24 protein-coding genes are annotated in these 24,247 nt (G+C 36.3%); 12 read left to right on the forward strand and 12 right to left on the reverse strand.

What is annotated here, in order from left to right; all coding sequences use genetic code 11:
- Position 1: 1 nt before the first annotated feature.
- Entirely contained in the window at positions 2–1,192 is a 1,191-nt protein-coding gene (locus JKP34_RS03790) for a M20 metallopeptidase family protein (protein ID WP_201917865.1), read from the forward strand.
- A 17-nt stretch (positions 1,193–1,209) separates the two neighbouring features.
- Here JKP34_RS03790 and JKP34_RS03795 read toward each other — a convergent pair whose 3' ends face one another.
- Positions 1,210–2,355 (reverse strand): hypothetical protein, encoded by a 1,146-nt coding sequence (locus JKP34_RS03795; RefSeq protein WP_201917867.1) that lies wholly within the window; start codon positions 2,353–2,355, stop codon positions 1,210–1,212.
- Between the two features lie 295 nt (positions 2,356–2,650).
- Between JKP34_RS03795 and JKP34_RS03800 the strand changes: the two genes are divergently transcribed.
- Entirely contained in the window at positions 2,651–4,192 is a 1,542-nt protein-coding gene (locus JKP34_RS03800) for a Na/Pi symporter (RefSeq protein WP_236664881.1), read from the forward strand.
- On the opposite strand, the gene JKP34_RS03805 is transcribed toward JKP34_RS03800, so the two are convergent.
- Complete coding sequence (locus tag JKP34_RS03805) at positions 4,181–4,423, reverse strand: cytochrome b5 domain-containing protein (protein WP_201917871.1); 243 nt, start codon at positions 4,421–4,423, stop codon at positions 4,181–4,183. The two genes, JKP34_RS03800 and JKP34_RS03805, sit on opposite strands and share 12 nt — an antisense overlap.
- A gap of 171 nt (positions 4,424–4,594) precedes the next feature.
- Between JKP34_RS03805 and JKP34_RS03810 the strand changes: the two genes are divergently transcribed.
- Positions 4,595–5,500: a bile acid:sodium symporter family protein gene (locus JKP34_RS03810; protein WP_201917873.1), complete on the forward strand. Its 906-nt coding sequence runs from the start codon at positions 4,595–4,597 to the stop codon at positions 5,498–5,500.
- Between the two features lie 9 nt (positions 5,501–5,509).
- Here JKP34_RS03810 and JKP34_RS03815 read toward each other — a convergent pair whose 3' ends face one another.
- Complete coding sequence (locus tag JKP34_RS03815) at positions 5,510–6,811, reverse strand: 1-acyl-sn-glycerol-3-phosphate acyltransferase (RefSeq protein ID WP_201917875.1); 1,302 nt, start codon at positions 6,809–6,811, stop codon at positions 5,510–5,512.
- 216 nt (positions 6,812–7,027) lie between these two features.
- Between JKP34_RS03815 and JKP34_RS03820 the strand changes: the two genes are divergently transcribed.
- Together JKP34_RS03820 and JKP34_RS03825 are read left to right on the forward strand one after the other, a co-directional pair.
- The gene (locus tag JKP34_RS03820) at positions 7,028–7,213 is read left to right on the forward strand and encodes a PspC domain-containing protein (protein ID WP_201917877.1); all 186 of its coding nucleotides are present in this window, start codon (positions 7,028–7,030) and stop codon (positions 7,211–7,213) included.
- A gap of 3 nt (positions 7,214–7,216) precedes the next feature.
- Positions 7,217–7,675 (forward strand): DUF1801 domain-containing protein, encoded by a 459-nt coding sequence (locus JKP34_RS03825; RefSeq protein ID WP_201917879.1) that lies wholly within the window; start codon positions 7,217–7,219, stop codon positions 7,673–7,675.
- 62 nt (positions 7,676–7,737) lie between these two features.
- Here JKP34_RS03825 and JKP34_RS03830 read toward each other — a convergent pair whose 3' ends face one another.
- The 3 genes from JKP34_RS03830 to JKP34_RS03840 form a co-directional block, all read right to left on the reverse strand.
- Complete coding sequence (locus JKP34_RS03830) at positions 7,738–8,535, reverse strand: hypothetical protein (RefSeq protein WP_201917880.1); 798 nt, start codon at positions 8,533–8,535, stop codon at positions 7,738–7,740.
- Positions 8,536–8,690: 155 nt separating this feature from the next.
- On the reverse strand, positions 8,691–9,308 hold the full coding sequence (recR, locus tag JKP34_RS03835; protein ID WP_201917882.1) for a recombination mediator RecR: 618 nt from the start codon (positions 9,306–9,308) through the stop codon (positions 8,691–8,693).
- The gene (locus tag JKP34_RS03840) at positions 9,309–9,587 is read right to left on the reverse strand and encodes an ATP-dependent Clp protease adaptor ClpS (protein WP_201919300.1); all 279 of its coding nucleotides are present in this window, start codon (positions 9,585–9,587) and stop codon (positions 9,309–9,311) included.
- 115 nt (positions 9,588–9,702) lie between these two features.
- Here JKP34_RS03840 and JKP34_RS03845 point away from each other — a divergent pair, with 115 nt between their 5' ends.
- Positions 9,703–11,166, forward strand: a complete 1,464-nt coding sequence (locus tag JKP34_RS03845; protein ID WP_201917885.1) for a sodium:solute symporter — start codon at positions 9,703–9,705, stop codon at positions 11,164–11,166.
- Here the strand turns inward: JKP34_RS03845 and JKP34_RS03850 are convergent.
- Complete coding sequence (locus tag JKP34_RS03850; RefSeq protein WP_201917887.1) at positions 11,147–11,479, reverse strand: MGMT family protein; 333 nt, start codon at positions 11,477–11,479, stop codon at positions 11,147–11,149. The genes JKP34_RS03845 and JKP34_RS03850 overlap by 20 nt on opposite strands.
- A 43-nt stretch (positions 11,480–11,522) precedes the next feature.
- On the opposite strand from JKP34_RS03850, the gene JKP34_RS03855 reads away from it, so the two are divergent.
- Both JKP34_RS03855 and JKP34_RS03860 read left to right on the forward strand, forming a co-directional pair.
- Positions 11,523–13,772 carry a WG repeat-containing protein gene (locus JKP34_RS03855; RefSeq protein ID WP_201917889.1) on the forward strand — a complete coding sequence of 750 codons (2,250 nt, stop codon included), beginning with the start codon at positions 11,523–11,525 and terminating at the stop codon, positions 13,770–13,772.
- A 170-nt stretch (positions 13,773–13,942) separates the two neighbouring features.
- Complete coding sequence (locus tag JKP34_RS03860) at positions 13,943–15,601, forward strand: sensor histidine kinase (RefSeq protein WP_236664883.1); 1,659 nt, start codon at positions 13,943–13,945, stop codon at positions 15,599–15,601.
- Here JKP34_RS03860 and JKP34_RS03865 read toward each other — a convergent pair.
- Positions 15,598–16,995 (reverse strand): MATE family efflux transporter, encoded by a 1,398-nt coding sequence (locus JKP34_RS03865; RefSeq protein ID WP_201917893.1) that lies wholly within the window; start codon positions 16,993–16,995, stop codon positions 15,598–15,600. The genes JKP34_RS03860 and JKP34_RS03865 overlap by 4 nt on opposite strands.
- Before the next feature lie 84 nt (positions 16,996–17,079).
- Here JKP34_RS03865 and JKP34_RS03870 point away from each other — a divergent pair, with 84 nt between their 5' ends.
- From JKP34_RS03870 to JKP34_RS03885, 4 genes are read left to right on the forward strand one after another with little or no spacing between them, the layout of a single operon-like run.
- A complete protein-coding gene (locus JKP34_RS03870) occupies positions 17,080–17,976 on the forward strand; it encodes a glycerophosphodiester phosphodiesterase family protein (RefSeq protein WP_236664884.1) in 897 nt (298 codons plus the stop codon).
- 56 nt (positions 17,977–18,032) lie between these two features.
- Positions 18,033–19,034, forward strand: coding sequence for an adenosine kinase (locus tag JKP34_RS03875; protein ID WP_201917894.1), 1,002 nt, complete (start codon positions 18,033–18,035; stop codon positions 19,032–19,034).
- 45 nt (positions 19,035–19,079) lie between these two features.
- On the forward strand, positions 19,080–20,411 hold the full coding sequence (locus JKP34_RS03880; RefSeq protein ID WP_394368656.1) for a M16 family metallopeptidase: 1,332 nt from the start codon (positions 19,080–19,082) through the stop codon (positions 20,409–20,411).
- Between the two features lie 30 nt (positions 20,412–20,441).
- On the forward strand, positions 20,442–22,511 hold the full coding sequence (locus JKP34_RS03885) for a M16 family metallopeptidase (RefSeq protein ID WP_201917895.1): 2,070 nt from the start codon (positions 20,442–20,444) through the stop codon (positions 22,509–22,511).
- Positions 22,512–22,564: 53 nt separating this feature from the next.
- Here JKP34_RS03885 and JKP34_RS03890 read toward each other — a convergent pair whose 3' ends face one another.
- The 4 genes from JKP34_RS03890 to JKP34_RS03905 are packed head-to-tail and all read right to left on the reverse strand — an operon-like array spanning position 22,565 to position 24,200.
- Complete coding sequence (locus JKP34_RS03890) at positions 22,565–23,314, reverse strand: YdcF family protein (RefSeq protein ID WP_201917896.1); 750 nt, start codon at positions 23,312–23,314, stop codon at positions 22,565–22,567.
- A gap of 42 nt (positions 23,315–23,356) precedes the next feature.
- A complete protein-coding gene (locus JKP34_RS03895) occupies positions 23,357–23,590 on the reverse strand; it encodes a hypothetical protein (protein WP_201917897.1) in 234 nt (77 codons plus the stop codon).
- Complete coding sequence (gene trxA, locus JKP34_RS03900; protein WP_201917898.1) at positions 23,587–23,883, reverse strand: thioredoxin; 297 nt, start codon at positions 23,881–23,883, stop codon at positions 23,587–23,589. The genes JKP34_RS03895 and trxA overlap by 4 nt, the downstream gene beginning before the upstream one ends.
- Before the next feature lie 8 nt (positions 23,884–23,891).
- Positions 23,892–24,200 (reverse strand): rhodanese-like domain-containing protein, encoded by a 309-nt coding sequence (locus tag JKP34_RS03905; RefSeq protein WP_201917899.1) that lies wholly within the window; start codon positions 24,198–24,200, stop codon positions 23,892–23,894.
- Between the last annotated feature and the right edge of the window lie 47 nt (positions 24,201–24,247).

Below are 24,247 nucleotides of genomic sequence, written 5' to 3' on the forward strand. Positions count from 1 at the left end.
TATGGCATTAAAAGAGAAGATTAAGCAGTTAGCTAAAGACCAGTTTGACGAAATAAAAGCAATTCGTGAACACCTACATGCTAATCCTGAACTCTCTTTTAAGGAACATAATACAAGCAAATTCATCAGCTCTAAGTTGAGTGAGTGGGGTATATCTCATGAAACCGATGTTGCGGATACAGGAATAGTCGCCCTTATAAAAGGAAATAATCCTGAAAAGAAAATAACCGCATTAAGAGCCGATATTGACGCCTTACCTATTCACGAGGCTAATCAAGTGCCTTACAAAAGTAAAAATGAGGGTGTTATGCATGCATGCGGACATGATGTTCATACCTCATCCTTATTGGGTACGGCTAAAATATTGAATACTCTCCGAGATGAATTCGAAGGTACAGTCAAGCTAATTTTTCAACCGGGAGAGGAGAAAATCCCTGGAGGTGCTTCCTTAATGATAAAAGAAGGAGTGCTTGAAAAACCAAAGGTTGACAATATTATTGGTCAACATGTAATGCCATTGATTGAAGCTGGTAAGGTAGGTTTCAGAAGTGGAATGTATATGGCTAGTGCGGATGAAATCTATGTCAAAGTAAAAGGTAAGGGTGGACATGGTGCCATGCCTGAAATGAATGTTGATCCCGTGCTTATAACAGCACATATTCTAACTGCTTTACAACAAATAGTTAGTAGAAATGCCAGTCCTAAAGTTCCTTCCGTACTCTCATTTGGGAAGGTGATAGCTGAAGGAGCGACTAATGTAATACCCAATGAAGTGTATTTAGAGGGCACTTTCAGAACGATGGACGAAGAATGGCGCGCATCAGCTCATCAGAAAATGAAAAAAATGGCAGAAGGCATTGCAGAGAGCATGGGTGGAAGCTGTGAATTCGATATTCATAAGGGCTATCCTTTTCTGGTAAATGAACCTGAATTAACTGAAAGATCACGTGCGGCAGCCATTGAGTTCTTAGGAGAAGAAAATGTTCAGGAACTCGATTTATGGCTTGCGGCTGAAGATTTTGCTTACTATTCACAAGAAATAGATGCTTGCTTTTACCGCTTAGGTGTTAGAAATGAAGCGAAAGGAATTACCTCTTCTGTTCATACACCAACTTTCGATATTGATCCTTTGGCTTTGGAAACTGGAATGGGACTAATGAGTTGGTTAGCCATACAGGAATTGAATAGCTAAACATTCACTTTGTTTATTTACTCAGAAACTTCAGTAGAAACGGTATCGATTATTTCCTCTCTCAAATCGCTGTTAATAGCAAAAGCCAGTAATAAAGAAAGAATTAATCCGATTGAGGCATAAAGCAAATCGCGCCCTAGCATACGGCTAGCCTTCTTTAAAGACTTTTTGCGCTTCTTCAACCTTTTCTTGGTAATGGCAACAGCTAATTCTCTACCGCCTAATAAGCCAATAAACACCCAAGTTGTACTTATAGGAATAGTACTCACCACTTTAAAGTAATAAAGCAAGCATGCGTAAACCAGATCGACCACTGTGGCTGCCCTAACATCTGTCACACCAGATTTCTCATTTACTATGCCTTGAATTTTATCTCCTTTAAGATAGAATAGAACGCCTAATCCAAGAAAGATAAATCCTGAAAAGGCGATGAATTGATATATATCTAGGCTTCTCGGTAAGTATACAGCAATATTTGCTGCATCTTGAGATATCCATATAGACCATAAAGCACCACTTGTAATCCACTGTAGAGGGGTCCAGAATTTAGCGGGTTTCTTTTTTTGGAAATATTTTGATACAAATTTCTGGACTAGTAGCCATACTATAATGGCAACAAAAAAGGCTAAAATATAACCTGTAAAACTTTTGCTAAGTACCTTGCCAATAGAGTTTGCCTGTGTTGAAAAAGCACTTAATAATAATACAGAAGTAGAAACCGGCATCCTTAGCCTGGTCAATACCAGTAACAATATGGGTGCAGCTAATTGTAAAAAGCTAAATGAAGTAGGAGCCTCATTAAAACCTTTGGAGGCTAAACGTTGGTGGCTTACATCTCCGTCAAAAACAATCCAGCTATAAGTAACTGTGGCAAGAAATATTACGCCCATAAATAGCCAGAGAATCCACCATTTTCTGTGGCTGTTGGATGCTATAAAGGTACCAATAGTTTGAATACTGTCATTAGCAATAGCTGAATAGGCTGCCATTGCGAAGCCTAGCCACATGGCAATGTTTGTGTATGGGGTGAAAATGCCACACAAAAACGTTAGCACAGCTATAAAAGTGATAAATGCTTTTTCCTTTCTGGCAACTTCAAAAGTGCGATAGGTTACCTCTTCTAGTCGGCTCCTGTTGTATTTTTCGAATGAATTTTTAGCCATGTATTTTCGAAGTGCTCAGTTTCATTTTACTATCTAGCATGCAAAGCTAATTAATCAATTTGAAAACTTAAGTGAATTTTGATCAAAAGCCTTACAGCCGCGCCAAATTGTGGTTATATGGCTCAGAATTCGGGTTTTTCATTAAAAACTTAACATTAGCTTTACATACATGATGCTATTATCAGCAAATAGAAGCGTACTTTTGTGGGCTTAATTAACAAGGCAAATTCTGATCGAAAATCAACTATCACATAAGGAGAATAAGCGCTTTAGGCTTGTGAAAAATGCTTTTTACTTGCTCATAGGTCTTTTTCTGTTCCTATTAGCTATTGATTTAATTGGTAATTCATTTAAGCTATTAAATAAGGAAGTTGTTGAATCTATTCTTCAGCTTACTTCCAATCCTTTTATAGGTTTATTTATTGGTTTGTTGATAACTGCTTTAATACAAAGCAGTAGTACAAGTACTTCTATGGTGGTGGCTATTGTTGCTTCTGGCTCTATTGGTTTAAGTGAGGCTATTCCTATGATTATGGGGGCAAATGTTGGTACAACACTAACAAGTACTTTGGTTTCATTAAGTTTCATCACTAAAAAAGAAGAGTTCAGAAAAGCGCTTTCAGCTGGGGTAGTCCATGATTTTTTCAATATCCTGGTGGTCGCCATTCTATTTCCCTTAGAGTATTATTATGGTTTGCTGACTAATTTGTCATCTTCAATTTCTACTTTAATAGTTGGGAATAACTATGGAAGTATTCAGAGTGAATATGGTTATTCAGTATTTACCAGACCCATTATAGATTGGATCACAGGCTTGTTCCCTTTTCCAATTATTCTGTCTATTCTGGCCTTTGCCATACTGGCATTATCAATAAAGGTTATATCGAAAATCTTATATAAGACTATAACAGGAGGTTCAAAAGAAGTATTACAGCGCTATTTCTTTGGTGGACCTTACAGATCATTTCTTTGGGGGGCAGCTATAACTGCAGGTATTCAGTCGAGTTCGGTAACTACATCGGTTATCGTTCCATTTGTAGCTACGCGAAAAATTAAGTTAAAGCAAGCCTTTACTTTTATAATGGGAGCAAATGTTGGCACAACGTTAACAGCATTAATTGCTGCAACATTCAAATCTGAAGCTGCCATTAGTATTGCATTGGTTCATTTATTATTCAACCTTTTTGGCGTTCTGATTTTTCTACCTTTCCCTTTTATAAGAAAGATACCAGTCAACCTTGCAAGAAATTTTGGGAGAAGAGCCAATGATGCGAGAATATTGGGATTTGTTTATATCATATTCACCTTCTTCGTTATTCCATTTATATTGATTTCATACACAAATGCTCGTCAGGATAGAGTGGAACTTACATATGAAATTAATAAGAAGAGCAATGGAGAGACAAACTTCAAAAAGATAGTGGTGAAAGAATTTGATGCTAATCACTTGAATCATTGGTTTGTTTATGAAGGCCTCAAAACAAAGGAAGAGGCAACAGATGTACCTACTGAGATATTAGAAGCTTACTATAAGAAGAATCTGATGATTTTGGATAACATGGTGTTTAAATTAGGGTCAATAAACGAATGTTGGTCAGGATCTGACGAATTAGGTAATTATAATATTTGTCTAAAAGATATGGAAGTTGTTTATAAAAGAGGATCCTTAACGCTGGATTCTGTCTACGCTTTTGAAAAACGCTATTCTGTAGATTCTTTGGGATGGGAGAAGATCTATGTTGATCCTGTCAGGCAGATAATAGTGAAAAGCTTGCTATATGATGATGCTGGTGACTTGACATCTTCTGAAGTATTGGTTGAATTATCAAAGCTTTAGCTTGCCAACTATTTTAAGCCTCTCAAATACTTTTTCAGTGTGTGGTGCATCTTTTAACTCAGATGTCAAATCCTGACCTGCCCAATGCTCATAATGCTTTCCATTTCTCCATAACCTTGAATCAGTAACATCATATATGGTTCCTAAATAGGCTATCCATATATCATCTTTGTCCTGTCCGTTTCGAAGGGCTAATTGTTGTAATGTGAAAGTCTTTTCAGTTTTATCCATTTGCTGCAAAGCTATATCAATTGTGCATAACTTTTAAATACTTTTTAGCTAGTTATTAATACTACTGTGGTTGATGGTGTTCTAAGCTGTTTCGATAATTCCTTTTCACGATAATAAATACCTGTCATTTAGATTTCATTTTTTTATATTGTACCCTGCAACCGATCATTTATGGAAGAAAATATAGATAAGGTAGTACTGAATTTTGATTCAGGTAGCTTGTTTTTGCTTAACATACTCTTAGGCTTTATTATGTTTGGGGTGGCGCTTGACTTAAAAGCTGAAGACTTTAAACGAATCCTTTTGCATCCGAAGGCTTCCATAGTTGGGCTACTTTCCCAATGGGTTTTGCTACCTATCATTACCTTACTGATCATTTTTACGCTTAATCCAATGCCGAGCATTGCTTTAGGAATGATTCTGGTAGCGGCCTGTCCTGGAGGGAATATCAGTAATTTTATCAGCAAACTGGCCGGGGGTAATGCGGCTTTATCCGTAAGCCTAACAGCACTAACAACATCAGCCGCCATAGTTATGACCCCTTTCAGTTTTAGTTTTTGGTCATCATTTCTTCCTAGAACAGAAGCACTTCAAAGTGCTATTTCCTTGAATGTTTGGGACATGTTTTCTACCATCATTTATATCATTCTTATTCCGGTTTGTCTTGGAGTGATGTTCAATAGATATCAGCCAGCTATTACGGAAAAGATAAGAAGACCCATCAATATTATCTCTATCTTAATCTTCAGCGCATTTGTGGTTATTGCGTTTTCAAAAAATGCCAATTATTTCACCAGCTATATAGATGTAATTTTCATATTGGTGTTACTGCATAATGGATTTGCCTTTTTAGGAGCCTACTGGATGGCAAGGGTAGCTGGTTTACCCCCTGCAGATAGAAAGGCTATTTCGATAGAAACAGGTATCCAGAATTCTGGTTTGGGTCTCATCTTAATTTTCAATTTTTTTGATGGACTTGGAGGCATGGCCATAGTTGCCGGATGGTGGGGTATATGGCATATTATTTCAGGTATGACCTTGTCTTATTTTTGGTCAGGTAAAAAGATCGTTGCTTAAAATTATGATCTATAACATTCCTAATAGCCTTTTAGCTAAAGCTTTTCTTCTAGAGGCTAGCTGAGGCCTCTTCATTAATTTCCAGCCATTCTGTACATTTCTAAAAATGTAATTAGTTTCTAAGCCGATTACACCAATTAGTGGAAATGTAAATACAATGATGCTGCTTTCTAAAGCACCAATTGTTAACCTCAAAATTAGCCAAACCAAAGCAAAAAAGATTGGATAAAGAAAGGCAGCAATGCTAAACCTCAGCGATAAGTGCCAGGTAATATCTTTTACTTTTTTAATCACTAAAGATTCAATGATGAATTCAGGTATAGCAGTAATTAATTTAAAAACTGCAAAAATGGGAGCTAGTAAAACTAAAAGAACGCTCTGGTATAATAGCCTGAATAGGTTGGGTTTACTAACATTATAATAAGTATTGATGCCTGCTTTTTTATATTCACTAAATAAAGTATTCACATCCTCCTTAATCTCTGCTTTCTCGGTTTCATTTTCTTGAAGTACGGATGTGATCTTTGCTATGGCATTATTTTCAGTATGAACAAGGGATTTATCGTATTTAGCCTGCTCTTTAAACTCAGGCTTTAACAAGGCTCTAATCTGTTCGAATAGTTCAATTTCCTCTCCCCATTTAATGTCAATCATCTCACTGCTTATACCTTCTCTGATGATGTCAGAAGTTTGCTTGAAAGCCTTCTGAGGACTTTCTTCATAAACAGACTTATAATCCTTGATTAAAGTAGCATCCCCATAATGAATATGTACATCATGCCATTTTTCTGTATGGTTCTCATAATGTAGGCCTACTGGTATTAAGGATAAGTTTAAATCGAAGTCTTTTCTTTCTTCCGCCTGAAAGGCAATTCGTGCCGCACCTTTTTGTACTGCTCTCAAACGCCTCGGAAATGCATGATTCCCTTCAGGAAATAATGCTACTACTCCTTTATGATCAAAAATTTCGTAACACTGCTCAAATATTTGTTCATTTTCTGAGACTGTGTTAACGCCATCTCTTCTTCTGTAAATAGGCATAAGTTTAATGGCTGAGAGTAAATTGTAGGTCATCTTAGACTTGAAAATATCTGCTCTTACCAAAATATTAGGATTGCTCTGCCCTCCTGTATAAACCATTAGCACACCATCCATAAAGGTGTTTTGGTGATTAGCAACGAAGATGGCAGGTTTGTCCTTCTTTACTTTTTTATACCCTGTGGTAATTATATTTCTAAAAGAAAATGAGAAGCCCATGCTAATGAATAGCTTAATAAATCTATAGATGAAGTTTTTTTGGCTATAAGTCATTTTATTTATTTCAGGCCTTTATAGTATTTGAATTCTTTAATGAGTAGCTAGTCTTTAATCAAATCACAAATATAATATTTTTTGTGAGCGTTCAGTTTTTTAAATAGTGGTGTTCATTTATGGTCAGTTTAAAATGAAAACCACCACAGAAATCACCTGAAAGCATCTTTCGATGCTGGCATACCAATTGAATTATTTTGCATAAATTGAAAAGACATGATTAATAGATTAAAAAGATCAGACGATAAAGTAGTAGCAGGAGTTTGTGCAGGCCTTGCTGAATATTATGGATGGGATAAGTCAAAAGTTAGATTGATTTATGCGCTTTTATCCATTTTCAGTGCTGGCTTTCCAGGATTACTTGTTTATATTATTTTATGGTTTGTTATGCCTAATTTCTAAACGATGCAATCAGCTGCTAAAACACCCGAACAGTATATTAACGAGCTTCCTGAAGAAAGAAGGTTGGCCGTTAGTAGGCTTAGAAATATTTTAAAAGAGAAACTACCTGAAGGTTTCAAAGAGGAAATGAGTTATGGCATGTTAGGCTATGTAGTGCCACATGAGCTATATCCTAAAGGATACCATGTTAATCCGGAATTACCACTCCCTTTTATAAACCTCGCTTCACAGAAAAATTTCATCGCCTTATACCATTCAGGTATTTATGCTAGTGCTGACTTGTTGGAATGGTTTAAGGAGGAGTATGCAAAACAGGTTCCTACTAAACTGGATATGGGAAAAAGTTGTATCAGGTTTAAGAATATAAAAAATATTCCTTTTGATTTAATAGCAGAACTTGCAGAGAAAATGACACCGCAGCAGTGGATTGAACTATATGAGTCAAAAATTAATCGGGCATAAAAAAAGCACCCCTCAATTGAAGGATGCTTTAAACCTAAACCTATTAACCTATTTACTTACTATTAATTTCTTGAACTTCTGCCTGAGGCACTTCTTGATGAAGTACTTGATCTGTCAGAACTACTTCTAGAGGTTGAGCTTCTGGTTGAACTAGCACTTGCTACCCTGCTAGAGCTTCTGGTACTTGAATTTCTCACAACAGCTGATCTTTCTGATGATCTACCATTACCTATTCTGTCAGAATTACCTCTTTTAGGTTTGTCAAAATCTGTTCTATTAGCATAATTTCTTCTATTGTCTTGACCTCTATGATCGTTTCTTTCAACTCTGTAACCTTTATTTGCCCCTCTATAGCTTGAGTTTCTATGATGATTATAAGCAACTCTTGTATTAGCAGGTCTTGAGTACCTTACTTGTCTAGGTGTTTGTCTCCAATTAATATGGTTATGACCTCCGTGGTTGTGAGCATGACAAACTACCCTTTGTTGATAGTAGTAGTTACTGTGATATCCACAATGTGAAGAACATATATGATTCACTAAAGGATAATTATTAAAGAAATTTCTATTAACTATTCTTCCTTGTCTGTTAAAAGTCAACTCCACAAAATGTCCGTGATCTTCAAGCAACACATTGAAAAATAGATGTCTGCCATTTCTAGAATAATACCTATTCACATGAACAAATCTGTGGTAAGGGTAAAAATAGTCTACCTCATAAACTATAGCAGTTGGTACTCCCCAATGATGCGTTGAACCAAATGAAGCTACAATTTGAAAATTTTGTGCTTTTGCTGAAGTACTAACAGCAAGCTGTAAGCCTAAAAAAACACTTAGCGAAAGTAAAATTAGCTTCTTCATAACATTTATTGTTTGGTGTTGCTAACTAACTTCCAAGGATAGTGCCAAAATGAATTAAAGGATATAAATAAGTAGTGTTGGGTTACTATATTAGTTTATTAAATAATTGAAAATCAATTCTTTAAGAAGATTAAAGAAAATATCTGATTTTTTATTTACTCACCTATTTCGTAAGCCGTTCTGGTTACAATGCTTCGTCCGAGTGTGATTTCATCAGCATATTCCAGCTCGCCTCCAATGGGAATTCCCCTTGCAATGGTGCTGGTTTTAATACCCAAAGGTTTTAGTTTTTTGCTAATGTAGAAGGTAGTGGTATCACCTTCCATGGTTGGGGATAAACCAAAAATTACCTCCTTTACTTCAGCTGATTCTCCTGTAACCCTGTCTAACAATTCAGAAATATTAAGGTCATCTGGTCCTATGCCTTCAATTGGCGAAATTATGCCGCCCAAAACATGATATAATCCATTGTACTGCGAAGTGTTTTCTATGGCTAGAACGTCTCTAGTATCTTCAACCAGACAAATTAAACTTTGGTCTCTTCTATGACTAGCGCATATGTTGCATATATCATCATCAGAAATGTTGAAGCACTTTTTACAGTATTTAATGTTTTTTCTTAAGTCTGTTAAGGCTTCGGATAACTCTATGGTTTGAGAAGTGTCTTGCTTTAAAAGGTGCAGTACTAGCCTAAGGGCAGTCTTTTTCCCCACTCCGGGAAGTTTGCTAAATTCATCAACTGCCTTTTCAATTAGTTTAGAAGAAAATTGCATTTACTCAATCTCCGCATTAATTCCTGCATCAACTATGCCTTCTCTAAAAGGAATGAGTTCAACAAATGAACCTTTTTTAACAGCGCATTTACCTTTATAATGGATGAGCCAGGTACATTGCTCTGCTTGAATAGAATCGTGCTTACACACTTTAATAAGTGTATTAATCACATGATCAAAAGTATTTACATCATCATTATAGACAACCAAGTCATTAATTTCTTCATCAGAAATTGTTTCGAGTACTTCGTTTTCTTCTTTATACTGATGTTGAGACATATACTCCATAATGTTGTATAACCGCTAACAGATTTGAATGTTATAAAATTCAGTCAATCGTATGCAAAAGTACAAATTTTTCCACAATTTCGATTTCTGACTAATCTTTTCCTGAATGAATCCTCAACTGGTAATTTTAATTATCGTGTGCTACTTCGCTGTTTTAATGGTGATAGCTCATTTTACCTCAAAGAATGATGACAATACAACATTCTTTACAGCTAACAGAAGATCGCCCTGGTACTTAGTGGCGTTCGGAATGATTGGTGCATCTTTATCTGGCGTAACTTTTATAAGTGTACCTGGTGAAGTTGGCAATACTGCCTTTTCTTATTTTCAAGTTGTACTTGGTTATCTGGTAGGTTATCTGGTGATAGCAACTGTCTTACTTCCTCTTTATTATAGACTTAATCTAATAAGCATATATGCTTATTTGGAAGAGCGTTTTGGATTCTATTCTTATAAAACCGGAGCCTTTTTCTTTTTACTATCGAGAATTGTAGGTTCTTCATTTAGACTTTTTTTGGTGGCAGGTGTATTGCAATTAGCGATTTTTGATGCCTATAATTGGCCTTTTTCGATTACAGTGGCAGTCACTATTGCCCTTATTTGGCTTTATACTTTTAGAGGAGGGATTAAAACAATTGTATGGACCGATACGCTTCAAACCCTTTTTATGATTCTGGCGGTGGTTGCTAGTATCTATTTGATAAAAGATGCGCTTGACATGAGTTGGGTTTCTCTTGCTGATGAGTTGAAAACTTCTGAATATTCAAAAATATTTGTTTGGGATGCTAATAGTGGTCAAAACTTCTTCAAGCAATTTATAAGTGGAGCCTTTATTGCGATAGTGATGACTGGCCTTGACCAGGATATGATGCAAAAGAACCTGACTTGTAAAAGTCTTAAGGATGCTCAAAAGAATATGTTCTGGTTTTGTGTAGTACTTGTGATAGTTAATTTCTTCTTTCTGAGCATGGGAGCATTACTTTATATTTATGCTGAGAATATGCAAATTGCACTTCCAGCAAGAACAGATGATCTTTATCCTTTATTGGCATTAAATCATTTTCCGCTTTTAGCTGGTGTGGTATTTCTTTTAGGAATTATTGCTGCAGCCTATTCAAGTGCTGATTCTGCCTTAACAGCTTTAACAACTTCTTTCTGCGTTGACTTTCTGGGGCTGGGTAAATCAGATAAGCCTATCAATAAAAAGGTGCGGATTAGAGTGCATCTGGTATTTTCAGTAATCTTATTCTTGGTTGTACTAGCTTTTAAAGCCATTAATGATCAAAGCGTTATTACAGCTGTTTTTGTGGCAGCCGGTTATACCTATGGTCCTATTCTTGGACTTTTTGCGTTTGGTTTATTCACAAAATTTCAGTTGAAGGACAACAGCGTGCCCTTGGTTTGCCTGGCTGCTCCAGTTATGAGCTACATTATCAATGCTAATTCCGAGGCCTGGTTATGTGGGTATAAATTTGGCTTCGAAATTTTAGTGTTAAATGGTCTGCTTACTTTTATTGGCTTGTACTTACTAAGAATAAAGAAGTCTAATGTTAAAGCAGCTCTATCATAGGATCCCAAAAAACACTTTTAAAATCCTGAATTTTATCATCTTTCACTTTAATTCCTTCTGCTTCCAATAATTGTTGCATTTTATCGGGATTTTCAAAGTGCATCTTTCCAGTTAACAAACCATTTCTGTTCACAACACGATGCGCAGGTACATTCTTCAATGAAAAGGAACTGTTCATAGCATATCCTACAATTCTAGAGCTTTTAGCTGCACCCAGGTATTTAGCAATTGCTCCGTAAGATGTCACTCTACCTTTTGGTATTAGTCTGGCAACTTGATACACCTGATCGAAAAAATCCTTGTTTTCAGCCATTACTTATGTATGCTCTTTTTGATTTCATATTTTTGCAGATTGTATGCGCAAAATACTATTATTTATTTTTCTAAGCACGTTCATTTTTAAAGCCTCAGCTTTAAATCAGGAGCACCTCTATATGGGTGATTCAAGTCTTATTCTATTTGAATCATTTGGCAAGAAAGGAATAAAAAATAGCAGAGGTGAAATCTTGTTGCCAGCGAAATTTGAAGCTTTGAGCTGGGAAAGTAACCCTAATAGTATCAAGTTACCTCTAATTCCATATAAGAAGAATGGTCATTGGGGCATGTTCAGTAAAGATTTTGAGGAAATTACTCCAGCAAAGTATACCAGACTCATTCCATTTACAAATGAGTTATTGGTTGCTGGAATAAGAGGGAAATATTCACAGACTAATTTCTATGGTCTAATTGATCTTAATGGAAAGATGGAGGTTGAATTTACTTTTAGGAATTTAATTCCTGCCGGTGAATTTCTAATTGCAGCTTCTCGATCGGATAATAAAATTAAGTATGGCGTATTAGACGAGAAGGGGAAAGCAATTATTCCTTTTGAATATTTCCAAATTAATTATTTAGGTCATGATGTTTTTGCCTTAACCAATTACGAAGGAGAAAAAGAGCTTATTAATATAGCCAATATTAAAACTCCTATTTTAACAGAACTAGATAGTGCTACGGCCTTTAAAGATGGAGTTTCTGTTGTTTTTAGCAAGGGCCGTCAAGGGTTACTTAATACGGAAGGTAAACTCCTCTTACCAATAGCATACAAGAAAATAAGCTACAACGATGGTAAGGTACTTGAAGTAACTCCAATGGACCAATGGATCGTTTTTGACCAGTCAGGCGAGAAAATACTCAATGAAAAAGCGGATTCTATTTACTTCCTTAATGAAGATTCACTAAGCCTGATATTTCAATGTCATTCATTTGTATCCGATATAAACTTGAATAAAGTAAGCAAGGCCTACTCAGGTAAAATTGTTCAATCTTTTGGAAACCTGTTTATCGTTCAATCAAAAGCGGGCAATTATTTGATCAGCAAAGAAAGTACTGAGCAAAAAGAGCAATTAGGAAGGATTATAGAAATGAATGAAAATTTCCTTATCACTCAGCAAAAGAAATATGGAGGTCAATTCTACAGTATAAGGAATAAGCAAGGAAAAGTTATCAAGGTAGATGGTTTTGAATTGTTTGACCACTCTGTTCATGCCCAGGTGGAAGGTTATTGGGGGATTTATAATACCGAATTAGAACCACTGGTCAATCCGTTATACGATGAAATCTATACTGATAAGCATTCCAACTTCATAGTAAGCTTTAGGTCAAAATATGGAGTGATTGACTCACTTGAGCAATGGGTGATACCTCCGCATTATAAAGCTATCGAGTTAATCGAAGAAAATATCTACTGGGCTGTTACACCATATTTGAAAGAATTAATCATTACTCCGGAAATTACCAAAGAAGCAGATTTACATTATCTGATAAAAGGTAAGCATGTTATTGAAACAAATATTTCTGGTGAAGTAAGACTTGTCAGCCATAAGGGAGAGCCAATTATGGAATATACCAAGGGTGATTATTATGATTCAAATCGGCAAGGCGTGTTGATCAAAGATGAAAATTCGCTGAAGTATTTTAATGGCTATGGAGACTTTAGGTTTAAAGTAAGTGGTTACGATTCAATTGGCTTAACAACGGATAGCTTTCTTCCGGTTTTTAAAGATGGGGCTTACGGCTTTATAGATTTTAATGGCAAACTCAGAATTGCCAATAGATATACTTCGGTGAAATTGTTTAGTGACGATTATGCAGCAGTACAAATAGGAGAAAACTGGGGTTATGTAAATGATGAAGAGTTTCTTAAAATTCAGCCTTACTATGATTTTGCAGCTTCTTTTAAAAGTGGGGTTGCAGTTGTTTCTCAAAATGGAAAGTTTGGTTTAATTAATAAATTAGGAGAGGTAGTTATTGAGATGCGTTATGATTCAATTGTTGAGCAGGGTGATTATTACCTACTAAAAGAGAAATCAAAATGGGGGCTGGCAACTGCCAACGGCTCTATTATACGCTACCCCACTTACACCAGCATAGAAATAATTGAAAACTATATTTTACTAGAACGCTACAATCAGTATGAGCTGATTGATAAGACTGGAACTTCCATCTTACCGGAAAAGTACGATGCCATCTATTTTGATGAAAGCCTCGGGTATTTATTGACTAAGCAACAGAGTCGAAAGAAATTGGTTTTTATCACCGATCTCATAAGTGGTAAGTATCCTTAAGTATAAGGTTCTCATTTTCAGCTTTCTATATGCTGTGCTTTATCATCCATGAATAAGCCCTTTGATTTTCGATAAAATGATCAAAAAAATGTATATTTGCTATGTTTTCATAGACGAAACATTTTAGAGGGTTAGCTAAAGTGGATTATAAAACCAATCAAATAACGCATTTGCCTATCGAAGGAGAAGAAATTTTGCTCGACATAATGAGGGCAAGCAGTGTGACTCGCACTGGTGGTAATGCTTTTTCTGCTATTATTGGCTTGTCAGAGTTGCTTAAGGAAGTAGTTCAGGGTAGTGAATCCTGGATATTGGAAATGGATGGGAAGAATAATTTACTCTGGAATAAAGAGGATCAATCCATCAAAGAAGAGGTTGCTCTCGATGGTGAGCTTGATGCGATTAAGACCAAGTTATTTGATGTTGTTTCATTAGAAGAACCTTTTCTGGTAAATAAGTTTCAGTTAATATTTTCTGTTTCAGTTGATACTCATTATTATTTTGTGGGTATTTCAAAAGGTCAAATGTTTGACGAGCAACCGCTAAGCTCTAGTGTGAAGGAGTTAGTGCATCAAAGGCTGCTGGAATTATTTTATTTGAATCATACCTCAGCTAATGTTAAAGCAACCGCTAACAATTATTCTGAAGTTATTAATAAGTTGCCTCAAGCTATAGTTTTTAAATCTGAGGCTGGCAATACGTGGTTTAATGCGGAATCTTCAAAGCTTTTTGATGTAGGCAACGAAAGATTAATTCCTAATAAGGATTTTACCCAGCAGCTTAATAAGCTTAAAGATAAGGTGATTAATCGTGAAGAGGTGGAGCTTATCGGCAACAATATGCTCACCACTATGGGTGCATTCCCTTCAAGTTTTGGAGAAGACTGGATTTGGAAATTTGAAAAACTAGTACTTAAGGTTATTAAAAAACCAGTACAGATTAATGGGGAAAAAGGTGAGCTTTGGGTTTTTGATAATGTAAGTGAGCTATACTATGCTAATGAGCGTTTAAACTCCTTATTCAGAACTCTTAACGTAGCTTATGATGAAATAAATGCCAACCTTACTGAGTTTCAGACTAAGTCAACAACCAAGAGTATTACTGATTTAGAGGCTGAGGAATCAAGGATTATTCAACAGTATGATGATAATGATATTCTTGGTAAAGTTACTCATGACTTGCGAACGCCATTCGCAAAAGTTTATACCATAGTTCAACTTTTACTAAGTGATAATGAGGAGAATCTTTCTGATCAACAAGTAGAAAGAATTAACCTTATCAAGCAAATTGTTGCTGATGGCCTTCAAATAGTTAAAGGTTTCCTATCTACTGGTAACATGGTTCTTGATGATAAAAAGTACAATCCTGAACCAGTGGGGGTGCAAAATTTTGTTAATGAAAATTTGGTTCCTTATGAGCTGCTTTCAGCAAAAAAGAATATTATTTTTATAACAGAAGTACCTAATGATACTATTAAGGTTCATGTTGATAAAACATACCTTAAGAGAATTGTTGACAACCTGGTTTCTAATGCTATTAAATTTTCTCCTTTTGAAAGTCAGATAAACTATAAAGTTTTCAAAGAAGGCGATCAACTGATTTTTTCTGTGAAAGATAATGGCCCTGGCTTAACAGATGATGACAAGAGCAGATTATTCAAAAAATACCAGCAACTATCAGCTAAGCCAATCGGTACAGATGAGTCAACAGGATTAGGTCTTTTCATTGTAAAGACGATGGTAGACAAAATGGAAGGCAAGATTTGGGTTGAGAGCGAACACGGTAAAGGCGCTAATTTTAAAGTAGCCTTCCCTATTTATGAGGGCTAAACCTCTTTAAGTTTCCATTTACCTTTTTTGAACCATATTATCGATATCACTGCCAAAAGTGAAAAAGATGATATTATGGCTATATAAACCCCGGAGGTTCCGAAACCTAATTCATTTGCCAGCACATATGAAAGTGGAATCTGAATCAACCAGAAACACACAAAGTTGATAATACTTGGTGTTCTAGTATCTCCTGCTCCATTAAACGCATGACTTACCACCATGCCATATGCAAAGAAAATATAGCCAAAGCATATGAAGCGGATAGCTTTAATTGCCTCAGCCTTTACGGCACTTATGTCTGTGAAGAAGCCTACAATTTCATAAGTGAAAAGGTAGAAAATAATGGAAACAGTAAATAGAAAGGCTACATTATAACGAGCCGCGAGCCAAACGGATTTCTCAGCCCTTTCTGGTTGCTTGGCACCTAGGTTTTGGCCCACTAAGGTTGCGGCAGCATTACTAATACCGAAACTTGGAAGAATGGTGAAAACAATAATCCTGATTGCAATAGTATAACCTGCTAATGCCTCACTCCCAAATTGAGACATAATCCTAGTCAGGAAAATCCAGCTAGCTGATTCAATTAAAAACTGACCTACACCACCTGAAGCTATGCTAATAATACGTTTGATAATAGCTAACTGAGGTTTAATGTAATGGCTATATATTTTGATGATACCTTTCTTGTTGAGTAGTTGTGTGAGCTGATAAATTACTCCAACTGATCTACCAATGGTTGTGGCTACTGCTGCACCTGTAACACCCATTTCTGGGATAGGACCCCATCCAAAAATAAAGAGAGGATCAAGCAGCATGTTTAAAATATTGCTAATCCACAACGCACGCATGGCAATAGAGGCACTTCCAGCACCTCTAAAAATTCCATTGATCAGGAAAAGCATCATGATTACTCCGCTGCTGGCATACATTATTTTTGTATACCATTTACCTTCAGCTATTAATTCATCGCTACCTCCCATTAAAGAAAGTATCTCCTCACCAAATACATAACCTGCAATGCCTAAAATGGCAGATATAGCAATTGTTAGAACGATGGCTTGAGCGGCTGTCTTTGAAGCTTCTTCAGGTTTCTTCTCACCTATTCTTCTGGCTACCATAGCAGTAGCAGCCATACTTAGTCCTATGCCTAAAGAATACACTATGGTGATGATGGATTCTGTCAGGCCAACAGTTGCTACGGCATTAGTACTAACCTGGCTGACAAAGAAAACATCAACCACAGCAAATAATGACTCCATAATCATTTCCAGCACCATAGGTATTGATAAAAGTACTATGGCTCTATTGATGCTGGTTGTGGTTAAATCTTCATCAGTACCCTTAATAGCTAGTTGAAAGAAATAGATATACTTTTTAATGCGATCGTACATGATGAAAGCCGAGATGAGATGATTTAATTACAATTATAATCTTAATTTTGAGATAGCAGTGTATCAACCTTAAATTTTAATTAAATGAGAATAAACCTTTTACTAGCTTTAGTGCTTCTATTTGCCTCATGTACTCAGCAAAAAGAAATGAAAACTGAAATTGACTGGCAAGGGCATAGAGGTGCTCGTGGTAACTATCCCGAAAATACGTGGCCCGCATTTAAGTTTGCTATGGATAATCAAATGAATACTTTGGAGATGGATGTTGTAATCTCTAAAGATAGCCAGGTGATAATTTCGCATGAACCATTTTTAAACCATTTAATCTGTAAGGATACAGCGGGTAATGCTATTGCAGAGGAAGATGAGAAGAAATGGAATTTATATGAGATGACTTATGAGGAAATAGCTCAATGTGATTGTGGAAGTCTTGGAAACCCAAACTTTCCTGATCAGGATAAAATGAAAGTAGCCAAGCCTCTGCTTAAGGATGTACTTGATCAAGTCAAAAATTATGCAAAAGCTCAGGGTATGGAGCTTCCATATTTAAATGTTGAAATCAAGTACGTAGGTGGTAATCAGGGAGTTTTTCATCCTGAAATCCCTTTGTTTAGCAGGCTGGTTTATGAGGTGCTTTCAGTAAACTATCCTAAGGACAAATGGAATATTCAATCTTTTGATTTTGATGTATTAAAGTATTGGAATAAGGAATATCCTAAAGTACCGTTAGCTGCATTGGTAGAGTCGAGTACTGATATTGATTCGCAGTTTAACTATTTAGGCTTTACACCAGCAATTTATAGTCCTTATCACATTATTATAGATCAAGCTACTATAGACAGACTTCATGAAAAGGGCGTAAAGGTTATTCCTTGGACTGTAAACAAAGAAAAAATAGCTGAGCGACTTATTGAAATGGGAGTAGATGGAATAATAACCGACTATCCAAAAATGGCTTCCAAATTCAGAGATAATCAGTAAGTTTGCACCATAATTAAGATTATATATTTAAAAAGTTAAGATTAATAATTAAGAAGATGTCAGAAAAGAAGTATGATGTTTATGGCCTGGGGAATGCCCTGGTTGATATAGTTACTGAAGTTAGTGATCAGTTTATAGAAGATCATGAAGTAGAAAAAGGTGTTATGACGCTTGTTGAGGAAGATAGACAGCATCAACTGGTAACAGCTATGAACATCAAGGAAGAAGATATGCAATGTGGTGGATCTGCGGCTAATACGGTGATTGCTACAAGTCAATTTGGTGGTAAAAGCTACTACAGCTGTAAAGTTGCCAATGATGTTGCTGGTTTATTTTACCTAAAGGATTTAAAATCTAATGGTATAGATACCTATTTAACAGAGCAAACTGCACCTTCAGGTATAACTGGTAAATGCTTGGTAATGACAACGCCTGATGCTGAGAGAACTATGAATACTTATTTGGGGATCACTTCTGATTTATCTTCAAAAGAAATACAGGAAGAAGCCCTGAAGGACTCAAAATATCTTTATCTGGAAGGTTATTTAGTAACCTCTGATACTGGCTTGGATGCCATGAAGCAGGCTAAGAAAATGGCTGAAGACAATGATGTTAAAGTAGCCCTTACATTCTCCGATCCAAGTATGGTGAAATACTTCAAACCACAAATGGAATCAGTAGTTGGTGCATCGGTTGATCTTTTGTTCTGTAATGAAGAAGAGGCAATGCTTTACACCGGCAAGGAAACTATAAATGAAGCCAGAGAAGAACTGAAGAAAGTAGCCAAACGATTTGCTATCACACAAGGTAAAAATGGAGCTGTAATATTTGATGGTGACACTTTCATTGATATAGAGCCATATCCTGTTCAGGCTGTCGATAGCAATGGTGCTGGTGATATGTTTGCAGGGGCCTTTATGTACGCCATTACCAATGGCCATAGCTTTGCCGATGCTGGTAAATTAGCTTCACTGGCCAGTTCTGTTGTGGTAACTAAATTTGGTCCGCGTTTGGCATGGCATGAGGCAAAGGAGCTATTAAAGAAGCTTCACGATTAATGAATAACCAATAAACTATTTTATAAACAACCTAAATAATCTAAAATGATGAGAAAGCAATTTTTAGCAATCTGTCTTTTTTTAATAGGTTTAACAACCTACGCCCAAGAAAGGGAGATTGAATTTACAGAATTTGATATGGATAATGGTATCCATGTAATCCTGCATCAAGATAACTCTACACCTATTGTAGTAGTATCTGTTATGTACCATGTAGGCTCAAAAAATGAAAATCCTGAAAGAACAGGTTTTGCTCATTTTTTCGAGCATTTATTGTTCGAAGGCTCTGAAAATATTGATAGAGGAGAATTCGATAAATATATCACGAATGCTGGTGGAGTAAATAATGCTAACACTTCAAATGATAGAACCTACTATTATGAAGTACTGCCTTCAAATCAGCTAGAACTTGGCCTTTGGTTAGAGTCTGAAAGATTAATGCATGCGAAAATTGATACTGTAGGTGTTGAGACGCAAAGAGAAGTTGTTAAGGAAGAAAAGCGTCAAAGAATTGATAACCAACCTTATGGTTCTATACTAGCTGAAATTGCAAAAAGAGCATATAAAGAGCATCCATACAGATGGACAACAATCGGTTCATTAGATCACCTAAATGCAGCTACTCTTGATGAGTTCATGAATTTCTATGAAACATTCTATGTGCCTGAAAATGCTACTATTTCAATTGCAGGTGATATTGATACTGAGGAGGCTAAAGAATTAGTAAAGAAATACTTTGCTGATATCCCTAAAGGCGGAAATGAAGTTCCAAGACCAGATATTGTGGAGCCTGAACAAAAGGAAGAAGTACGCGATACAGTATATGATAATATCCAGTTACCAGCTGTAATTCAGGCTTATCACATGCCGGCTCAAGGTGTTGAAGATTCTTACGCTTTAGAAATGCTTAGCACAGTGCTTTCAGGTGGGCAAAGTGCTCGTTTGTACAAATCATTAGTTGATGAACAGCAAAAGGCACTACAAGTAGTAGCTATTCCTTTTTCATCAGAAGATCCTGGCCTATACCTTTTATTCGGACTGCCTACTATTGGTGGAAGTGTAAAAGAGCTTGAAGAAGCTATGGATGCAGAAATTCAGAAATTAAAAGATGAACTTATCTCTGAGAGAGAATTCCAAAAGGTAAGAAATCAGGTTGAAAATGATTTTGTATCTGGTAATAGCAGCATGACAGGTATTGCAGAGAGTCTTGCCAATTACCATGTTTATTATGGTGATGCAGCTTTAATCAATGATGAGATTGAGAGATATATGAAGGTAACCAGAGAGGATATCCAACGTGTTGCTAAAAAATATCTTACTGAGGAAAATAGAGTAGTGCTATACTACTTACCAAAGTCTCAGGAAAACAATCAATAATAAATCCATCAACTAAAAAGCTTTAAACAGATGAAATTAAGATTAATATATTTAATGCTATTTGCCCTTATTGGGACAACAGCAGTGGCTCAGGTTGATAGAACAGAGGCGCCTGAACCAGCAGAACCAAAAGAAATTAATATTGCTAAACCTTACACTTTCGAGCTAAAAAATGGCTTAAAGGTATATGTGGTTGAGAATCATAAATTGCCGAGAGTAGCTTTCTCTTTATCATTAGATAGAGACCCCATTTTGGAAGGCGACAAAGCTGGTTATGTGAGCTTTGCAGGTCAGCTGATGATGCGTGGAACTGAAAGCAGAACTAAAGCTCAGCTTGATGAAGAAATTGACTTCATAGGTGCTAACCTAAGCGCATTTTCAACGGGAATGTTCGGTTCTTCATTAACAAAGCACAAGGATAAGTTGCTTGATTTAATGACTGATGTACTTTATAACCCTGCTTTTCCTGAAGAAGAATTAGAGAAACTAAAGAAGCAAACTTTGTCTGGCTTAGCAGCTTCAAAAGATGATCCTAATTCTATTGCTTCTGATGTAAGAGGTGTATTAAATTATTCGCTGGATCATCCTTATGGTGAGTTTACCACAGAAGAAAGCGTTGAGAACATCACGCTTGAGGATTGCAAAAAGTACTATCAAACATACTTTAAGCCCAACATAGCTTATTTAGCGATAGTAGGAGATATCACTCCGAAAGAGGCTAAGAAGTTAATAAAGTCAAAATTTTCATCATGGGAGGCTAATGAAGTACCATCGTTTGAATATGAAACACCAAAAGCACCGGAAGAAACATATGTTGCTCTGGTTGACAGAGAAGCTTCTGTTCAATCAGTTATTAATGTGACTTACCCAGTTGAATTAGAAATTGGTGATGCAGATGTTATCAAAGCACGAGTTCTAAACCAAATTTTAGGAGGAGGTTTCTCATCTCGTTTGATGCAAAATCTTAGAGAAGACAAAGCCTATACTTATGGTGCAAGATCTTCTTTAAGTTCTGATGAGCTAATAGGAAACTTCACTGCCTCAGCCAGTGTGAGAAATGAAGTTACTGATAGTGCCATCACCGAATTTATGGCCGAGCTTATTAAAATAAAAGAAGAAGGTGTTACACAAAAGGAACTTGACGCTGCTAAAGCTTCAATTATAGGAAGTTTTGCCAGATCACTTGAGAGCCCGCAAACTGTTGCCTCTTTTGCCATTAATACGGCCAAGTACAACTTACCGGAAGATTATTACACTAACTATTTGAAAAATGTAAATGCTGTTACATTGGAAGATGTAAAGGCAATGGCACAGAAATACATTAAGCCTGGCCACGCCAACATTTTGGTAGTAGGTAAAGGTGCTGATATAGCAGCTTCATTAGGTAAGTTTGGTGAGGTGAAATACTTTGATAGATATGGAGTACAGTATGACCCTAATGACAGAGTAAAAATACCAGAGGGAATAACAGCTCAAAATATCATTGACAAGTACGTTGAAGCTATTGGCGGTAAAGAAGCGCTGGAAGGAGTTATCAACATCAAAACTGTTTATGAAGCTTCTGTTCAAGGTCAGAAATTAACCTTGACTAGTGTAAAAAATAACAAGGCTTCAAAGCAGGCTATCACTATGATGGGCATGAATTTCATGAGTACAGTTTATGATGGCTCTGATGTTAAGATTACTCAGCAAGGCCAGAATGTGCCTGTTGGTGAAGAAGATAAAAAAGATCTACCAATTGATGCTCAAGTTACTCCTGAATTAAATTATGATAAACTAGGGGTTACAATAGAATTGGCCGGAGCTCAGAATATTAATGGTAAAACAGCTTATGGAGTAAAAGTGACAATGCCTTCTGGTAAAACTTCTACTCAGTATTTTGATGCAGAGTCAGGCTTGAAGGTTAAGTCAGTAGTTACAAATGAAGGTCCTAACGGACAGTCAATGACCAGTACTACAGAAATAAAGTCATACAAAGAAGTGGATGGTATCAAAGTACCAGAAAAGATGAATATCAATCAGGGCTTCCCGATGACTGCTGAGTTAAAATCTGCCGAAGTGAATGCTGATTTAGATGAAGATACTTTTAAAATAAAGTAATCATTCTCAAATATTGATAAACTAAAAGCCATCAGTGAAACTGATGGCTTTCTTTATATATAGCCAGCAACTTTATAAGCTGCCATACCCATCCATTCTTTGAACAGTATATGCCATTTAAACAGCGCATCGACACTTGGTATAAACATAGAAGGGCTTATATGCTCATCACTGGTAAAATACACTGTTGGGTAAGTAACTGTTTTCAAACCTTGCTTAGCAAACACGGCACTGGCGCGAGGCATATGAGAGGCACTCGTAATTAAAAGTACTTCATCTGAATTAATCATTTCTTTTACCGCTTGCGCACTTTCAACTGTATTTCTGGATTTATCCTCTATAAGCACTCTATCCATTGGGAAATTAATACTTTCAAGATAACTGCTTAGCACCCGTGCTTCTTGTAAATCACTTCTAAGCGCAGTTGCTCCACCACCACTAATTAGTAGTGTGTCGTATTTTCCTTCATAAAAAAGCTTAATACTCTGAAGCATTCTATCAGCATTCTGATGAAAGTAAACCCGATCTTTCGGGAGTTTTAGGGTATTAGTCATACCTGTTAGTAATACTCCATAAGTAAAATGATCTTCCTGGCTAAGAGTCTTTACAGGTTTTTGATAGGCTTTTAATAAAGCATTTGCCAGAAAATCATTAGTGAAGATGATAAAAAGGACAAAGCCAAGAATAGCGAGGTATTTTCTATATCTCCATCTTTTTAAAATGAAGTATGCCAGCCAACTTAAACCAATTAGAGTAGCAGGCATCAATAAAAAGCTGACTGTTTTTGAAAGAATGAAAAACATAGATTGAATTTTGCCTAAAATAGCAAAGCTTCATTCTATATATCAAGTGGTTTTTTGACTCTTTACTTTAGAAGTGATAACAACTATCAGCATAATGATGAGATAAACCCATGGAGCGCCATGCAAAACGAGATCAAAATAATCCATTGGCTGCATGCCCTTTGCACCTCCTAATACCCATTCTACTTTACCCACAATATGGGGAGGTGTGTAAGGCATAAGGCCAATAGTAAGTACTGTGATTATAGGAAACTGTAACTTTTTAAAATCTTTCATCCGAGTTGTTCAACTTTGTGCATGATGGTTTGTGGATCAACCACTCCTGCTTGCTTCCATTTAATTTGTCCTTCTTTGAACAGTATGAGGGTAGGGATACTCTGAACCTGAAATTTGGCGGCTGCCTGTTGGTTTTTGTCAACATCAACCTTTAGCACCTTTACTTTTCCTTTCATTTTAGAAGCAACCTCCTCTAAATAAGGAGCCATCATTTTACAGGGTCCACACCAGTCTGCATAGAAATCTACCAGCACTGGTGTGTCACCTTTTAATATTTCAGCAAAACTTGCCATGATTTTAATTAGCTTTTATAGGCGTTCCAGGCCTGGATTCCACCATCTAGGTTGTAAAGCTTATCAAAGCCATTGCTTGCCATAAAACCACAAGCAGTTCCGCTTCTATTGCCACTTCTACAATACACTAGATAAGTTTTATCCTTATCTAATTCTTTGATTTTATCAGCAAAATCAGGCCCCATAATGTTTATTTGGGTAGCTCCCTCTATAAAGCCTTCTACCTCTTCTTCCGGGGTTCTTACGTCCAACACTACAGTGTTATCTTCTTTTGACAGTTTGTCAAATTCTGCGGCATCAATATTTTTATGACTCATATTTATTCTTTTTAATTAATAGTTATGCGAAGATACGGTTTAATAAC

It is taken from the genome of Marivirga atlantica, from assembly GCF_016734805.1.
Classification (GTDB): domain Bacteria; phylum Bacteroidota; class Bacteroidia; order Cytophagales; family Cyclobacteriaceae; genus Marivirga; species Marivirga atlantica.

What these genes read in the sequence shown, in the direction of transcription:
- JKP34_RS03885 (WP_201917895.1), top strand. Translation starts at nt 20,442, where the DNA reads ATGAAATTAAGATTAATATATTTAATGCTATTTGCCCTTATTGGGACA.
- JKP34_RS03870 (WP_236664884.1), top strand. Translation starts at nt 17,080, where the DNA reads ATGAGAATAAACCTTTTACTAGCTTTAGTGCTTCTATTTGCCTCATGT.
- JKP34_RS03810 (WP_201917873.1), top strand. Translation starts at nt 4,595, where the DNA reads ATGGAAGAAAATATAGATAAGGTAGTACTGAATTTTGATTCAGGTAGC.
- JKP34_RS03825 (WP_201917879.1), top strand. Translation starts at nt 7,217, where the DNA reads ATGCAATCAGCTGCTAAAACACCCGAACAGTATATTAACGAGCTTCCT.
- JKP34_RS03865 (WP_201917893.1), bottom strand. Translation starts at nt 16,995, where the DNA reads ATGTACGATCGCATTAAAAAGTATATCTATTTCTTTCAACTAGCTATT.
- JKP34_RS03795 (WP_201917867.1), bottom strand. Translation starts at nt 2,355, where the DNA reads ATGGCTAAAAATTCATTCGAAAAATACAACAGGAGCCGACTAGAAGAG.
- JKP34_RS03840 (WP_201919300.1), bottom strand. Translation starts at nt 9,587, where the DNA reads ATGTCTCAACATCAGTATAAAGAAGAAAACGAAGTACTCGAAACAATT.
- JKP34_RS03830 (WP_201917880.1), bottom strand. Translation starts at nt 8,535, where the DNA reads ATGAAGAAGCTAATTTTACTTTCGCTAAGTGTTTTTTTAGGCTTACAG.
- JKP34_RS03815 (WP_201917875.1), bottom strand. Translation starts at nt 6,811, where the DNA reads ATGACTTATAGCCAAAAAAACTTCATCTATAGATTTATTAAGCTATTC.
- JKP34_RS03820 (WP_201917877.1), top strand. Translation starts at nt 7,028, where the DNA reads ATGATTAATAGATTAAAAAGATCAGACGATAAAGTAGTAGCAGGAGTT.
- JKP34_RS03845 (WP_201917885.1), top strand. Translation starts at nt 9,703, where the DNA reads ATGAATCCTCAACTGGTAATTTTAATTATCGTGTGCTACTTCGCTGTT.
- JKP34_RS03790 (WP_201917865.1), top strand. Translation starts at nt 2, where the DNA reads ATGGCATTAAAAGAGAAGATTAAGCAGTTAGCTAAAGACCAGTTTGAC.
- JKP34_RS03890 (WP_201917896.1), bottom strand. Translation starts at nt 23,314, where the DNA reads ATGTTTTTCATTCTTTCAAAAACAGTCAGCTTTTTATTGATGCCTGCT.
- JKP34_RS03855 (WP_201917889.1), top strand. Translation starts at nt 11,523, where the DNA reads ATGCGCAAAATACTATTATTTATTTTTCTAAGCACGTTCATTTTTAAA.
- recR (WP_201917882.1), bottom strand. Translation starts at nt 9,308, where the DNA reads ATGCAATTTTCTTCTAAACTAATTGAAAAGGCAGTTGATGAATTTAGC.
- JKP34_RS03875 (WP_201917894.1), top strand. Translation starts at nt 18,033, where the DNA reads ATGTCAGAAAAGAAGTATGATGTTTATGGCCTGGGGAATGCCCTGGTT.
- JKP34_RS03895 (WP_201917897.1), bottom strand. Translation starts at nt 23,590, where the DNA reads ATGAAAGATTTTAAAAAGTTACAGTTTCCTATAATCACAGTACTTACT.
- JKP34_RS03850 (WP_201917887.1), bottom strand. Translation starts at nt 11,479, where the DNA reads ATGGCTGAAAACAAGGATTTTTTCGATCAGGTGTATCAAGTTGCCAGA.
- JKP34_RS03880 (WP_394368656.1), top strand. Translation starts at nt 19,080, where the DNA reads ATGATGAGAAAGCAATTTTTAGCAATCTGTCTTTTTTTAATAGGTTTA.
- trxA (WP_201917898.1), bottom strand. Translation starts at nt 23,883, where the DNA reads ATGGCAAGTTTTGCTGAAATATTAAAAGGTGACACACCAGTGCTGGTA.
- JKP34_RS03805 (WP_201917871.1), bottom strand. Translation starts at nt 4,423, where the DNA reads ATGGATAAAACTGAAAAGACTTTCACATTACAACAATTAGCCCTTCGA.
- JKP34_RS03905 (WP_201917899.1), bottom strand. Translation starts at nt 24,200, where the DNA reads ATGAGTCATAAAAATATTGATGCCGCAGAATTTGACAAACTGTCAAAA.